Genomic DNA, 15,072 nt, shown 5'->3' on the forward strand with positions numbered 1-15,072 from the left:
TACGGCGAAGCACCCTCCTGACCGCGCACACGGTTGGGAGGGTGTTCTTCGTTGTTTCCCGTACGGCCGGGATTACGCCTTTTGCAGCGAGATGGCGGCCAGTTTTGCCGTTCTTTCCTTGACCTCTTCGGGATCGACGGTAATGCGGGCCACGCCGCTTTCCATCGCCGCCTTCGCCACCGCCGCTGCCACGTGGGGAGCGACGCGCGGGTCGAACGGTGCCGGAATCACCTTGTCAGCAGACAGCTCTTCCGGCGAGATCAGATTGGCGATGGCGTAAACCGCCGCTCGTTTCATCTCTTCGTTGATGTTGGTGGCGCGGGTATCCAGCGCACCGCGGAAGATGCCCGGGAACGCCAGGACGTTGTTCACCTGGTTGGGGAAGTCGGAACGGCCCGTGCCCACCACGGCAGCACCCGCCGCTTTTGCTTCGTCCGGCATGATTTCCGGAACCGGGTTGGCCATCGCAAAAATGATCGGATCGCGGTTCATCGACCGGACCATCTCCTGGGTAACGGCACCGGCCACGGATACGCCGATGAACACGTCGGCGCCCTTCATCGCTTCAGCCAGATCCCCTTGCTTTTTGCTGCGGTTCGTAATTTTCGCCATTTCTTCCTTGACCGGGTTCATGCCAAAGGTGCGGCCTTCGTACACGATCCCCTTGGTGTCGCACATGATCACGTCTTTGACGCCCATGGACAGGAGCAGTTTGATGATGGCGATGCCTGCCGCTCCCGCCCCGTTGGTGACCACGCGGACATCCTCCAGCTTTTTGTTCACCACGCGCAGAGCGTTGATCAGACCGGCGGCGGTCACGATAGCCGTACCGTGCTGGTCGTCGTGGAAAATCGGGATGTTGGTTTCCTTTTTCAGGCGTTCCTCAATCTCAAAGCACGCAGGCGCGGCGATGTCCTCCAGGTTGACGCCGCCAAACGTCGGCTCCAGCAGTTTCACCGTCTCCACGATCTTGTCGACGTCAGTGGTGTTCAGGCAGATCGGGAAGGCGTCGACGCCGGCAAACGACTTGAACAGAACGGCTTTGCCTTCCATGACCGGCATGGCCGCTTCCGGACCGATGTTGCCCAGTCCGAGCACGGCGGTACCGTCACTGACCACGGCCACCAGGTTGGCTTTCATCGTGTAGTCGTATACTTTGGACACGTCGTCAAAGATTTCCTTGCACGGCTCTGCCACACCCGGCGAATACGCCAGGCTCAGGTCGCGGGCATTGCGCACCGGCACCTTGGTAACCGCTTCCAGTTTCCCTCTGTGCTTCCGGTGAAGTTCCAGTGCATCCTCTCGCAAATTGGACACAAGTACCACTCCATTTCATGTCTATCTGGTATCGCTCTGATTCACTTATCTATATCGAACCTAAGTGGTCAGACCACTTTTTTGGGTATGTCCCCATTATAACAAAACCCATTCTCCTGTAAAGCCGCCGAAAACGGCGAAAAAGGGAGGACTTGGTTCATCCTCCCCAGTTTACTGGCAATTCTTTTTGAATTACGCTGTCACTTCCCACAATTTCTCGCGCTTGCTCCAAAAAGGCAGCATCCACCTCTACGCGAATCGCGTCCGGCAGGCGGATTGTCTGCTTTTTTCCTTCGTAGTACAGGACGACGGGAATCGTTCCTTTTTTTTCGACAAACAAGCGCTGCAGCCGGTGCAGTGTCGAATCGCGCTCCTGTTCCGGCGTAATTTTGACAAACAGCACGGGCTCTGTCGACGGCCTGGGCAGTGCTTCAACATCCCACATGCGGGAGACCAGCAGCTTCACCGCATCGTCCTGATGATCCACCCGCGCTTCCACGACGACGATCCGCTCCCGCTTCAGCAGGTCGATGTATTTGGCGTACACCTTTGGAAAGACGACCATCTCCACCTGGGCGGTTTTGTCCTCCAGCGTGACGAAGGCCATCGGTTCCCCTTTCTTGGTCTGAATCCGCCGCTCTTCGACGATCATGCCCACCACTTTCACCGTCTGGTCCCGGGCGCACTCCGCCAGCGCAGAGACGGCGTGCACCTCCGGCCGGTTGAGCAGGTGGGCGAACTGGTCCAGCGGATGTCCGGACAGGTAGACACCAAGCAGTTCCCGCTCTTCTTTCAACTGCTGGCTGCGCGAAAACGGTGGCACATCGGGGTACTCGGACGGCAGGCGCACAGGCTCTGCTCCGTCTTCGCCGGCAAACAGGTTGAGCTGGTCGGCGTCCCGCTCCTGCCGCCTGCCCGTCGCTTTACCCATCGCCTCGTCCAGCAGCACCATGAGCTGGCTGCGGTGACCGGGCAGCGAATCCAGCGCGCCGCACAGAATCAGCGATTCGACCACCCGCCGGTTGACCAGCCTGCCGTCAACCCGGGCGCAGAAGTCAAACAGGTCGCGGTACGGACGTTTGGCCCGCTCCTGCACGATCGACTCGATGGCGCCGTAGCCGACGTTTTTGACCGCCGCCAGTCCGAAGCGGATCGCCTCCTTTTCCACGGTAAAAAAGGCCTGACTCTCGTTTACGTCCGGGGGCAGCACGGTCAGCCGCAGCCGCCGCGCCTCTTCGGTGTACTCGGCGATGCGCGTCTGGCTGCCGATGGAAAGCGACAGCAGCGCGGCCATGAAGGCGAGCGGGTAGTTGGCCTTCAGGTAGGCCATCTGGTAGGCGATGATCGCGTAGGCGACCGAGTGCGCCTTGTTGAAACCGTAGTCGGCGAAGCGGACGATCAGGTCGTAGATTTCGTTGCCGAGCCGCTCCCCGTAGCCCTGTCTGACGCAGCCGGCGACGAACTTCTCCCGCTGCTCGGCCAACAGTTCCCGTTTCTTCTTGCCCACCGCCCGCCGCAATATGTCCGCCTCGCCCAGGCTGAACCCGGCCAGCTTGGAAGAGATCTGCATGATCTGCTCCTGGTAGATCATGAAGCCGTGCGTTTCTTTCAGGATCGGCTCCAGATCGGGGTGGGCGTAGTGCGCCTGGGTTTCGCCGTGCTTGGCCCGGATGTACTGCGGGATAATCTCCATCGGCCCCGGCCGGTAAAGGGCGAGCACGGCGACAATGTCGGCCAGGCTGGTCGGCTTCAGCTCGCGCAGCACGCTGCGGAACCCCGCCGATTCCAGTTGAAAGATCCCCGTCGTCTCGCCGCGGCTGAGCATCCGGAAGGTCTTGGCGTCGTCGGGGGGAATCCGCTCCAGGTCGAGGTCGATCCCCTGTTCTCGCAGATGGCGCAGCGTTTCCTGAATGATCGTCAGGTTGCGCAGGCCGAGAAAATCCATCTTTAACAGACCGATCTCTTCCAGCGCTTCCATCGGATACTGGGTCAAAGCCAAGCCTTCGCTGCCGGTCTGCAGCGGCACGTACTCGGTCAGCGGCTCCGGTGCGATCACTACGCCGGCCGCGTGCGTGGAAGCGTGGCGGGGCAGCCCCTCGACGCCCCTGGCCGCTTCGATCAACTGCTTCGCCTGGCCGTTCGTCTCGCACAGCTTGCCCAACTCTGGATTGAGCTGGAACGCCTTGTCGATGGTCATGCCGGGAGACTGCGGGATCATTTTGGCCACCCGGTCCACCAGGCCAAGCGACAGCCCCAGTGCCCGCCCCGCATCGCGGACAGCAGCCCGTGCCGCCATCGTGCCAAACGTGATGATCTGCGCCACCCGGTCATGACCGTACTTGTCGGCCACGTAACGGATCACCTCGTCCCGCCGCTCAACGGAAAAATCAATGTCGATGTCCGGCATCGTCACCCGCTCCGGGTTGAGAAACCGTTCAAACAGCAGGCTGAAGCGAAGCGGATCAACATTGGTGATCTTCAGCGCATAGGCCACCAGGCTGCCCGCCGCCGAACCGCGTCCCGGCCCGGTCGGAATGCCCTGCTCATGGGCGTGGCGCATGAAGTCCCAGACGATCAGAAAGTAATCGGTAAAACCGGTCCGCGTAATGATCGCCAGTTCGTGTTCCAACCGCTCGCGCACCTCGGGCGTGATCTCGCCGTAGCGCTCGCGGCAGCCTTGTTCGCACAGTTCGCGCAGGAAAGTTGTCGGTTCCTGTCCGGCAGGCAGGGGAAACCTGGGCAAAATGTGCTGGCCAAACGACAATTCCCACTGACAGCGTTCGGCGATGGCGGCCGTGTTGGACAGCGCTTGCGGCGCATAGGCAAACAGGCGGGCCATCTCGTCGCCGCTTTTCAGGTAGTACTCGTCGGTCTCGTAGCGGAATCGGTTCTCCTCGTCCACCGTCTTGCCCTCGCCAATTGCCAGCAAAATGTCATGCTGCCGGTGCTGTTCCCGGTAGACGTAGTGCACGTTGTTGGTGGCGACGAGCGGAATGCCCGTCTCCCGCCCCAGATGGAGCAGCCGCTGATTCAGCCTGCGCTCGATCTCCAACCCGTGATCCTGCAGTTCCAGGTAAAACCGGTCAGCGCCGAACACCTGCTGATACCAGAGCGCCGCCTGTCGGGCTCCCTCGCTGTCGCCGGCGAGCAGCAGCCGGGCCACCTCCCCCTCCCGGCAGGCGCTCAAAGCGATCAGCCCCTCGCTGTAGTGGGCCAGCGCCTCCTTGTTCAGCCGGGGGAGGATGAAGTGGCCCTCCGTGTTGGCCAGCGTTGCCAGCTTGAGCAGGTTGCGGTAGCCGCGATCGTTCTCCGCCAGCAGCACGAGATGGTACGGTGCGGGGGCATTGCGCACGCGATCCTGCAGGTTTCCTTCGATGACGTACGCCTCCATGCCGATAATCGGCTTGATGCCTACGTCCCGGCAGGCCTTGTAAAACGGCACGGCGCCGTACAGGTTGGCGTGATCGGTCATCGCCAGGGCCGGCATGCCCAGCTCCGCCGCCCGGCGCACCAGTTCCTCGATGCGGGCCGCGCCGTCGAGCAAACTGTATTCCGTGTGCACATGCAGATGGACAAAGGGGGTCATCGCGTTCCTTCCTCTCTTGTTCCGTCCCGTTGTCGTTTTCTTTCATTATACTTCATCCCGCCCCTGTCAGGGCAGGCGTGGGCTTTACAATCCCTTGCCGCATGGGTATAGTGAAGATAGGGATTCCCTTGCCAGCAACGGCCGTCGAACGGGAATCAAATGAAAGAGACCGAAGCGTTGCCGCGCTCCGGTCATCGCACAATAGACGTTGCCGCAAAGGGAACGGCCCGTTGGGAAGAGGAGTAGGTCGCGGAGCTGTCGGACTCACGCGCGGCCTACTTCTTTTTGTTCGTCAGGAGCATGACAACCAGGCTTCCAAACGCCAGCATCAGACTCAACGCTTGGTATACGGTCATCGCGTCACCCCCTTTCTTGCAGGGATGGAAGTGCCCCCTTTGCGAACTGATGTGCTATTGTACAAGAAAATTATACCACAAAACCATATGAGAACAAACATTCCCCTGTCCAGATTGCCCGCTTTCGCAAACTTTGGTAGGATAGTACCAGATCGCAGGAGAGGATGAATCCATGCATGTGGTTTGCGACCTATGTAACCGGAGTGCTGGCTTCCCTGGTGGCCAGCGTGTACTACAGCATTACCGCTCGTCAGCGTGGGATGCACCCGTTGGCGTCGCGCATGACCCTGGGCAAGATGAACATGTCGCTCGGCGTGTTGGTCACGCTGCTGGGACTCAATCAGTTGACGTTTGACCAGCTGGACGTGATCCGCGTCGTGATCGCCCTGGTGCTCCTGTTTGTCGGCGGTGTCAACCTGATTCTCGGCACACGCAACTTCCTCCGCTACCGCGCTGCGTGGCAGGCGGAACTGAAAAAAGGCTCGTAGCCGTCAGGGGCCGAGCCTGCCATGGGAACGTTTTTCCTCCGTTCCCATTCGTTTTTTCTGGCCAAAATCGCTGTTCCTGCGTATAATGAGCCTGTGTGACATTCTTGCTTCAGACAACCGAAGCGGCAGGTGCCGACGGTTGTCCTTTTTTTGTTTATGCTGCTTTTGCAGCCGCTCCGCTCTTCAGCGCAGGTCTTCCGCCTTGGCCCACATCTCCGGGGGATTCAACTCGTAGATGCCGTTCTCCCGGTACATATAGTGGTTCATCACAAATTCGCGCCGGATCGTGGCGTAATCGTCGTGGAAGCGGCGGATGTACTCGTTGATTTCCCGCTCCTCGTACTTTCGTCCCCGCTCCAGTCCCCGCACCATGTGTTCGAAGACGATCAGCTTTTTCTTTCGCTGCGTCGGGATGTGCTTCAGCCTGCCGTCCGCCGTGAAGAAATGGCGGATCACCTGCATTTTCTCCGCCGCCCACTTCTCGTCCGTTTCCTCCATCTCTGCCGCTCCTTCCGTTCCTTTCGCCTTGTCCAGCAGGGTCAGAAGCGCCTGCGATTTGCGCGTCAGATTGGTCTCGTGCAGGGTAAAGTAAATCGTGTTTTTTTCCCGCCGCTCATAGACGATCCCGGCCTCGCGCAGCTTTGCCATGTGGTGCGTGATGGTGGGCGGGGTGACGCCCAGCTTGCCGGCCAGCGCTTGGCCGTGCAGCGGACCGTTCGCCAGGAGCGCGACGATGCGCAGACGGGTCGGGTCTCCCAGCGCTTTGTAAAAGGTGACCAGCTTTTCCAGCTGCATGGAAACCCCCTCCTTCCGTTTCAATCGTGTATATCGTGTCCATTACATTAGATGATTGTCTAATCCTAAACATAAGCCGCTTTTTCTCCGCTGTCAATGCGGACCGCGAAACGTCCGGGCCGGTCAGCACGTATATACCAGTAAGAACTGGAAAGGTTCAATCGGCAAAGAAAGAAAAAAGGGAGGACAACCATGCGCGATCAATCCCCCTACCGAATCATTCTGTATATCGGTTATTTCCTGATTGGGATGCTCGGTTTTTTCGTTGCAGTCGGACTGCTCAACTTTTTTCTGTCTTCGTACAGATAACCTCACCAATTGACATTGTACAGGTCAGCAAGCCAAAAAGGCCGTCCGCGGCACTGCCGTCCGGACGACCTTTTTTGTGTGTAATTCCGTTTGCGTGATACCGATTGATTAGCGATCGATGATCTGCGCCGTTACCATCGCCTGTCCCACCTGCTGGTCGCCGTGGTACACGCAGACTTCCACCTTTCCGAAGCGGCGGCTGATGTCCATGAGGCGCGGCCGCACCTCGATCTGGCTCTCCATCTGCACCGGCTTCAAAAAGTAGACGGTGATGTTCTCCGGCACCATGTCCCCGCGCCGCTGCAGCCGCAGCAGGTTGCACGCCGCTTCCACCATGACGGTGGTCATGATGCCGCTGGCAATCGTCCCCAGGTGATTGGTCATCTGGGGTGTCACTTCCCCCTTGTAGACGAGCTGGTCTCCCTGCCGCTCCTCACGGAAGTGGGACATGATCAGGTTGGGGAACGTCTCGCTCATCTGCGGCTGCTTGGCCGTATACTGCAGCGCCTTCAGCACGTCGTTGCGGCTGAGCACGCCGACCAGTTTGCGGTAGTTGTCCACCACCGGCAGCAGTTCGATCCCCTCCCACACCATCAGATGCGCGGAGGAGGCCACGGAGACGCGCGGCGACGTGGTGATCGGATTTTTCGTCATCACCTTGTCGATCGTCGCTGTCTCCTCGTGGCCGATGATGTCTTTCGACGTGACGATCCCAATCAGCCGCATCTGCTCGTCGACGACGGGAAAACGGGTGTCCTGATACAATTCCGTATACTGGTGCCACTTGGCGACCGTGTCCGTCGGGAGCAGCACGGGCGTCTCCGCCAGCGGTTTGAGGATGTCTTCCACCATGACGATCTCTTTTTTGATCAGCCGATCGTAAATGGCCCGGTTGATCATGGAAGCGACGGTAAACGTGTCATAGCTGGACGAGATGATCGGCAAGGCCAGCTGGTCGGCCAACCGCTTTACCTCTTCACTGGTGTCAAAGCCGCCGGTAATCAGGACGGCCGCTCCCTGCTGCAGGGCGATTTTGTGCGCCTGATAGCGGTTCCCCACGATCAGCAGGCTGCCCGCGTCGATGTAGCGCATCATCGCCTCCAACTGCATGGCGCCGATGACGAACTTGTTCAATGTCTTGTGCAGCCCCTCGCGGCCGCCCACGACGTGACCGTCGACGATGTTGACCACTTCGGCGAACGTCAGCCGTTCAATGTTTTCCTTTTGCTTTTTCTCGATCCGCACCGTTCCGACGCGCTCGATCGTGCTGACGTAGCCCTGCGTTTCCGCTTCCTTGATCGCCCGGTAGGCGGTGCCTTCGCTTACATCCAGATCCTTGGCGATCTGGCGCACGGAGATCTTCGTACCGATCGGAAGACGGTCAATATATTGTAGAATTTGTTCGTGTTTGGTTGCCATCTGCTTGTACCCACCCTCCATCCTATGCTTCCACAGCGGTATCGTTGCCCCCGGCTCGCGCTGCAGCCGGGACCGGCCAACCCGGGATGTTCAGGTACTCTCCTGGGTTCACTATACCCGATGGCCGGGTAAAAAAAAGAGTAGCTTTGCGGCTACTCCGGCAGAAAGTATATCATTAAGGGGGTTTTCATCGTGTCTTTATCTTACCCCGGGAATATTACAGAAAGATTACAACGGCTTTACAGTTTCGTTTCAGAGTACCATGGCCCAAAAAACAGGCCGCATCGCTATCTCCACAAGGCGGCCAACAGCCCCTGCACCAGTCCGATGACACCTCCCAGGATAAACCCGAGAATGGTGATCATGCGAAACTCCCGTCCGGAAATCCCCACGATCATCTCCTCGATCCGTTCGATCGGGAAGCCCTCCACCTGCCTGGTGACGATGTCGCGGACGGAGAGTTTGTGAAACAGCCGTTCCACATTGTGCTCCACTGTCTCCACCATCCAGCGCGCCAGCCGGGGAATCACCTGGTCCGCCACCGTCTGTCGCAGCGGGGAGAGCAGTTGGCCCAGCGGCTTGTCCAGAAGCCGGACGCCCTGCTCCTCCAGCTTGGCAAACAGGGCAGACGACCACGCTTCCACCTGCTGCGCTCCGATCCAGTCATACACGTCCCGCACGGTTTTGTCCAGCCATCTGTCTGCTTCCTGACGCAAAAAGCGGTTCAGCCGATTCACCAGTTCCGGATGGGCCAGCAGGTCGTCCAGGTAGGGAAGCAGTTTGCCGACGATTTTTTCCTCCGTCAGAAACATGCCGACCAAGCCGCCAAACATGCCTCCTCCGCCGAGCATTCCGCGCATCATCTGCTGCACTGTCTGCTGACCGTCGGGTGAGTGCAGATAGGCGCGAAAACGCTCCAGCAGGAGACGGCTGGCATCCTCCAGCGCCGTGTCGATCCGGGCCATGCCCTCTGCGGGGATCAGTTCGCGCAGCCGCTTCTGTTCATGATGATGAATCAGTTCGTTGACAAACGCCTGCCACCGTTGCTGAAGCGGACGGCGCACGCTCTCGCTTATCCCGCCTTCTTCGGCCAACAGTTCGGGAGCGGCAGCGTGCAGAAACTGGCGCAGGGTGCGGCCGTCCGCACACCATCTGTCGACCACGCCGGTCAGCCAGGTGTTCAACGTTTTCTCCATTCCGCTTTGAGCCAGCGCCCGTTTGATGCCCTCGGCGGTCAGCAGGTACTCTTCCACCAGCCGACCCATGTGGACGGCGATCTCATCCCGCCGGCGGGGAATCAATCCGGGTGTAAACGGCACCCGCCAGCCGCCGATCTGCCACGGTTTGTGCGGGCGAAACAGCATGCGGATCGCCAGCTCGTTTGTCATGCCGCCAATGGCGGAACCGACCGCCACGTTCATCAGCAACACTAACCACGCATTCATCTGGCCAAACGCCCTCTCTTCTCCTCAATGGAACCAAAGTTTATGCCTGCTCATAAAATAGACTAACTTCATGTCTGATGGGAAGGGGATTGCCATGTCTTACGTTCCAACGGTTCTGCAATCGTACGATCCCAAGACGGACAACGATTTGTATCTGCCCCAAGCGTGTCTTCGCAAGTGGAAGCTGGACACGTCGACGCTTACTGTCCAGTTTGGCAGCAAGACTGCTTGCGCCCGCGTAACGGGCATGGAACGAAGCGGCCTCACCCTGATTCGCCCCTCACTGGCCCACACGCTGCATCTGCCTATGGGAGTTCCCCTGCTGGCACGTTATTACGCGAGCCAGCAGCGTCTTGTTTTTGGCCCCTATCTGGGCGTTCTGGTCTCCCGCTACAACCCCCAGTCCCCAGCCGCCCCGTTTGGTCCGTTCACCTCGTTCTTCGACGAGATAGCGGACGTCTGCCTCCGCCGCGGCGGAATCGTCTGTGTATTTCGCATGCAGGACGTCAACTGGAAACAACAGATCGTCCACGGCATGGTTCGCCACAACGAAAAGTGGCGGCAAACGGTGCTGCCGTTGCCTCAATGCATCTACAACCGGCTTTCCCGAAAGCGGGAGCAAAGCGAGGCCATGGGTGAATGGATCGAGCGGTGCAAGGAATTCAACATCCCGTTTTTCAATGAACAATTTCTCAATAAGTGGCACGTTCACACAGCGCTGGAAAACGAGCCGGCGGCTGCCGAACACCTGCCGCAGACGGTATGCTATTCCGGTCTGACGGATCTGAAACAGATGCTGGAGCAGCACAAAACCGTCTACGCCAAGCCGGCAAACGGCAGCATGGGCCGCGGCATCATCCGCCTGCGGCGCACCGCCGGCGGGTATCAGACAGCCCGGCTCGGCAGCGCGACCCGATCATTTTCCAGTATTTCCGGCCTGCATCGATACCTGCAGAACCGGACAAACGGAAAGCCGTACCTGCTGCAGCAGGGGCTACCGTTGATCGGCATCCAGCAGCGCCCCGCCGACTTTCGCGTACTGGTGCAAAAAAACCGCAAAGGCGAATGGGCCGTCACGTCGATGGTCGCCCGTCTCGGCCAAAACAGCATCGTCTCCAACGTCTCCCGCGGCGGCGTGATGATCGGTGCCGCCCAGGCTCTGCGCGTCTGCGGCCCCTGGGCAACGGGTACACGTCCGACCGTCGCGACACTGCGAAGCGTTGCGCTGAAGCTCTCCCGGCTGCTGGAGCAGTCGCTCTCCGGCCGGTACGCGGAATTTGGCGTGGATCTCGGCGTCGACATTCGCGGCCGGGTCTGGCTCCTGGAAGTGAACAGCAAGCCCTCCAAAACGGCCAGCGCGATACCTGAGGCGGCCAGGGAAGACAGCTCTGTCCGGCGCGTACGTCCATCCGTTCTGCGCATGCTGGATTACGCCGCCTATTTGTGCGGGTTTCCCCGGACAGCCAAACGGAAACAAACCGGCAAGAAAATCAGACGAAGGTGACCCTCCATGACGGCAAAGCAAAAAAGCCTGGGCATTATGACCCGATGCCACGGCCCGCATTTTCAGGAAAAATCGTACTACAAAAAACTGACGCTGATCGGACGCAAGGCAGGCATTCACGTCTTTGTCTTTTCACCGCGCCAGGTTGATTTTGAGTCCCGTACCGTCGCCGGGTTCGAATATCGTAACGGCGCCTGGCGCAGCGGAATCTTTCCGCTGCCGGACGTCATCTACGACCGCTGTTTTGTCGGTCCGTCATACCGCCACTATAAACCATTCGTGAAGAAGTTGCAAAACGACCCGCAGATTACGTTTTTGGGCCACGGTCTCTCCGGCAAGTGGCAGGTGCACCAGATGTTGAGCAAGTCGCCGGAGTTGGCGGCGTGGATTCCTCCGACCGAGATACTGACCATTGCCGCGCTGCGGGAGATGCTGGTAACGTACGGTGCTGCCGTAATCAAACCGTCTGCCGGCACGCACGGTGCCGGCGTGGTGCGGATCGTTCCCACTCTCAACGGCTTCGAGATTGTCGGGCGGGATCGGAAAAACGAGCCGTTTTCCCGCATGATTCGCACAGCGCAAGGGCTGAAGAGCTTCATCGCCAGCTTTACCGCCGGGCGGACGTTTCTGGTCCAGCCGTATCTGTCGCTGCACGCACCGGACGGAACGCCTTTTGACGTGCGCGTTCTGGTGCAAAAGAACGGCCTCGGTACGTGGGAAATCACCGGAAAAGCCGTCCGGCTGGGCGACAAGCGCAGCATCACGTCCAATCTCCACGGCGGCGGCAAGGCTGTGCCGCTGGGTCCTTTTCTCGCCCAGCATTATCAGCCGGAAGTGCAAGCCCGCATCGAACAGGAAATCGACCGCCTGGCGACTGAGCTTCCTCCCTATCTCGAGAAGGTGCACGGCCGGCTGGTTGAGCTGGGGATTGACGTCGGCATCGACACGGCGGGCAACGTCTGGATCATCGAGGTAAACAGCAGACCGGGACGGACCGTGTTCCGCCTGATTGACGATCCAAAGGCCCGGCTCCGCTCCATCGCGCATCCGGTTCGCTACGCCCGCTATCTCATGAAAAGTATGTAGGAGGTACACAACGCATGGAATCGATCATAGTGCGGCTCCGCTTCCTGTCCTACCCGCATGTCTCCGGCATTATCCTGCCGTCCCACCTGTTCCAAAAGCTGCAGCTGCGTCCCCGCCAAAAGATCAAGGTCTCGCTGGGAAAACGGGAAGTGGTCACGACCGTCTTTCAGGACCGGCGAAATCCGGACAGCAGTATCGTCAAGGTCACGAGCCTGTTGAAAGCCGATCTGGGCATTCCGCACGGCGGGCTGATCCACATCAAATGGGAAGATGACACCCTGCGCATCGGCCCCTCCATCGGTATTGTCACCACTGGGCTGCGCAGCAATTCCCGCCAGCCGATCGGAGCGCGCACCTCGTTTTTTTACAACCTGCTGCAGGCTCAAGAGGGGAAAGGCGTCTTTTACTTTATCTTCTCTCCGCACGACGTAAACTGGAACGATCACCGCGTGGACGCCTGGTTTTTGCGCCCGTCGAAGCGAGGCGGATACGTCTGGCGGAAAATGAACACCGCCCTGCCCGACGTCGTCTACGACCGCATTCCTTCCCGGATGATGGAGCGTCAGGAAGCGGTTCAGGAATTTAAATTCAGGCTGGCTCACTACGTAAATCTGCCGATGTTTAACCAGGGGTTTTTCGACAAATGGACTGTGCATCAGATCCTCTACCCCAACCCCGAAGTGAATGAACACATCCCGGAAACCTATTCCTCGCCGTCGCTGCAGACGCTCCGCACGCTTTTGCGGAAATACCCGCTCGTCTATCTGAAGCCGAAAAACGGCAGTCTGGGGTACGGGATCGTCAAGATCGTCCGCCATCCGGGCCGCGGCTTTGACGTCACCTACCACTCCGGCAGCAAAATCGTCAAGCGGCGCTTTGCCAAGCTCTCCTCGCTGTACCAGCACGTGTTTCGCACCCGCCGTGTCGGCTCCTATCTGGCTCAACAGGGCATCTCGCTCATGACGTTTGACGGCCGGCCGTTTGACTTCCGCGTCCACCTGCACAAGAACCAGCAAAACAAATGGGTCGTCTCCTGCATGGCAGCCAAAGTGGCCGGCTCCGGCAGTGTCACCACCCACGTCCGCACCGGCGGAACCGTCATTCCAGGCGATGAACTTCTGACATACCTGTTCGGCAGAAAGAAAGACCTGATGGTTGAACGCATCACCCGAGCCGCCATCCTCATCGCCACTGCGCTCGAACAGGCGAGAGGGACAGACATGGGCGAACTGGGGCTGGACATGGGGATTGACACCCACGGCCACGTCTGGATGTTTGAAGCCAATTCCAAGCCGGGGCGGTCCATCTTCAAACACGCCAGGTTGAAACAGGCGGACCAGGAATCCAGCCGCCTGCTTGTCGACTACAGTTGCTATCTGGCCAACTTTTAAGCAGCGAGGCGAACCACCGTACAGGAAGGAGGAAACACCCATGCTCCAACAGCGCTCCGGGTGGCTGACCATCCTCCCCAGCGGCCGATGGTTTTTGCACGTCCCGCGACAAGCGCTCACGCCGAACAACCCCCGGCAGTTGATTGCCCACCTGGGGCCGTTTGACTGCAAAAAACGGCTGCACCTGGGCAAACCAAAGCCGAAGCCGGGCCGCATCCGCACCCGCATCAACTGCAAGACCGTCGACAACACTTTGAAGATCGGACCGTTGATCGGCATTCTGACTGTCGGGGACGGACCGACCTTTCTCGGCAATCGTGACCATTTCAAGGACCTCTCCCTCTCCGGCAAAAAGTTGGGCGCGTTGGTCTACGTATTTACTCCACAGGGGATCAACTGGGAAAAGAAACACGTCCGCGGCTATCTGTACGACGATCAGCAAAATCAGTGGCTGGAAACCGTGCTGCCGTTTCCGCACGTCGTCTACAACCGCGTCCCGTCGCGCCAGGCGGAAAGACGCTCGGACGTGAAGCGAGCCCTGGATCAGATCGAGGACTTGCAGAACGTCACGCTTTTCAACCGCTGCTTTTTTGACAAGCACACGCTGTTTCGCATGCTCAGCAGCCACGCAGAGGTAGCCCCCTTTTTGCCGGAGACGAAGAAGCTGGATACGTTTGCCCATTTTCGGACCTTCTGCAACAAACACCGGTTTGTATACCTGAAGCCCGTTCGGGGCAGGGCCGGTCAGGGCATCATGCGGGTGGAGCTAAACAAGAACGGCTGGTTCCTGCAGCGACTGCAGGAAAAACGCGCGATTTCCCGCCGCTTCTCCTCGCTGTACGCCGTCTGGAAACACGTCAAATTGCACATGCGGAAACAGGGGTACATCATGCAGCAGGGAATTCATCGGGCGCTGTATCTGGGAAAGCCGTTTGACGTGCGCGTCCTGGTACAGAAAAACGGCAAGGGCGAGTGGTGTGTCACCGGAATCGGCATCCGTCGCGCCGGATCGCAAAACATCACCACCCATGTGCCGCGCGGCGGCTCGATTCACCCCCTGTCCACCGTGCTGAACGCCCTGTTCCAGGAAGATGCTGCGGCTGTTGAAACGAAGATCAAGGAGACCTCGCTGACCATCGCCCGCGCCCTGAACGAAGAGATCAAAGCCTTGGCGGAAATGTCGATGGATCTGGGACTGACCGCGGAAGGACAGCTTTGGTTTTTCGAGGCCAATGCCAAGCCGGAAAAGTTTGACGAACCGTCCATCCGCCGTTCCTCCCTGTCCAACCTGATCCGTTACGCACAATACGTCTCCCGCCTTCCCGGCGGCAAGGGAAAGGCGGCGGGATCGAGGAGCTAAATCGCCGGCTGATTGA

11 protein-coding genes are annotated in these 15,072 nt (G+C 59.2%); 5 read left to right on the top strand and 6 right to left on the bottom strand.

From position 1 onward, the window contains the following. Positions 1–72 precede the first annotated feature (72 nt). The 3 genes from ystJ to Q7F15_RS15100 all read right to left on the bottom strand — a co-directional run bounded on the left by ystJ (position 73) and on the right by Q7F15_RS15100 (position 5,259). On the bottom strand, positions 73–1,317 hold the full coding sequence (ystJ, locus tag Q7F15_RS15090) for an NADP-dependent malic enzyme (RefSeq protein ID WP_171565745.1): 1,245 nt from the start codon (positions 1,315–1,317) through the stop codon (positions 73–75). Positions 1,318–1,474: 157 nt separating this feature from the next. Continuing rightward, on the bottom strand, positions 1,475–4,903 hold the full coding sequence (locus Q7F15_RS15095) for a DNA polymerase III subunit alpha (RefSeq protein WP_304414553.1): 3,429 nt from the start codon (positions 4,901–4,903) through the stop codon (positions 1,475–1,477). Between the two features lie 275 nt (positions 4,904–5,178). Continuing rightward, entirely contained in the window at positions 5,179–5,259 is an 81-nt protein-coding gene (locus tag Q7F15_RS15100) for a putative holin-like toxin (RefSeq protein ID WP_256379878.1), read from the bottom strand. Between the two features lie 176 nt (positions 5,260–5,435). Here Q7F15_RS15100 and Q7F15_RS15105 point away from each other — a divergent pair, with 176 nt between their 5' ends. After that, a complete protein-coding gene (locus Q7F15_RS15105; RefSeq protein WP_171565747.1) occupies positions 5,436–5,747 on the top strand; it encodes a YtpI family protein in 312 nt (103 codons plus the stop codon). A 183-nt stretch (positions 5,748–5,930) separates the two neighbouring features. Here the strand turns inward: Q7F15_RS15105 and Q7F15_RS15110 are convergent, their stop codons facing one another. The 3 genes from Q7F15_RS15110 to Q7F15_RS15120 all read right to left on the bottom strand — a co-directional run bounded on the left by Q7F15_RS15110 (position 5,931) and on the right by Q7F15_RS15120 (position 9,715). After that, positions 5,931–6,542, bottom strand: a complete 612-nt coding sequence (locus Q7F15_RS15110; RefSeq protein WP_212132281.1) for a DUF2087 domain-containing protein — start codon at positions 6,540–6,542, stop codon at positions 5,931–5,933. A gap of 417 nt (positions 6,543–6,959) precedes the next feature. After that, positions 6,960–8,270 carry a DRTGG domain-containing protein gene (locus Q7F15_RS15115; protein WP_171565749.1) on the bottom strand — a complete coding sequence of 437 codons (1,311 nt, stop codon included), beginning with the start codon at positions 8,268–8,270 and terminating at the stop codon, positions 6,960–6,962. 287 nt (positions 8,271–8,557) lie between these two features. Then, positions 8,558–9,715 carry a DUF445 domain-containing protein gene (locus tag Q7F15_RS15120; protein ID WP_304414554.1) on the bottom strand — a complete coding sequence of 386 codons (1,158 nt, stop codon included), beginning with the start codon at positions 9,713–9,715 and terminating at the stop codon, positions 8,558–8,560. 94 nt (positions 9,716–9,809) lie between these two features. Here Q7F15_RS15120 and Q7F15_RS15125 point away from each other — a divergent pair, with 94 nt between their 5' ends. The 4 genes from Q7F15_RS15125 to Q7F15_RS15140 are packed head-to-tail and all read left to right on the top strand — an operon-like array spanning position 9,810 to position 15,056. Continuing rightward, the gene (locus Q7F15_RS15125) at positions 9,810–11,219 is read left to right on the top strand and encodes a YheC/YheD family endospore coat-associated protein (protein ID WP_304414555.1); all 1,410 of its coding nucleotides are present in this window, start codon (positions 9,810–9,812) and stop codon (positions 11,217–11,219) included. 6 nt (positions 11,220–11,225) lie between these two features. Continuing rightward, complete coding sequence (locus Q7F15_RS15130) at positions 11,226–12,305, top strand: YheC/YheD family endospore coat-associated protein (RefSeq protein WP_171565752.1); 1,080 nt, start codon at positions 11,226–11,228, stop codon at positions 12,303–12,305. 14 nt (positions 12,306–12,319) lie between these two features. Beyond that, positions 12,320–13,696 carry a YheC/YheD family endospore coat-associated protein gene (locus Q7F15_RS15135; RefSeq protein ID WP_171565753.1) on the top strand — a complete coding sequence of 459 codons (1,377 nt, stop codon included), beginning with the start codon at positions 12,320–12,322 and terminating at the stop codon, positions 13,694–13,696. 40 nt (positions 13,697–13,736) lie between these two features. Then, positions 13,737–15,056: a YheC/YheD family endospore coat-associated protein gene (locus Q7F15_RS15140; protein ID WP_304414556.1), complete on the top strand. Its 1,320-nt coding sequence runs from the start codon at positions 13,737–13,739 to the stop codon at positions 15,054–15,056. Positions 15,057–15,072: the final 16 nt, after the last annotated feature.

Origin of the sequence: Brevibacillus aydinogluensis, from assembly GCF_961514395.1 — a bacterium.
Lineage (GTDB): Bacteria > Bacillota > Bacilli > Brevibacillales > Brevibacillaceae > Brevibacillus > Brevibacillus aydinogluensis.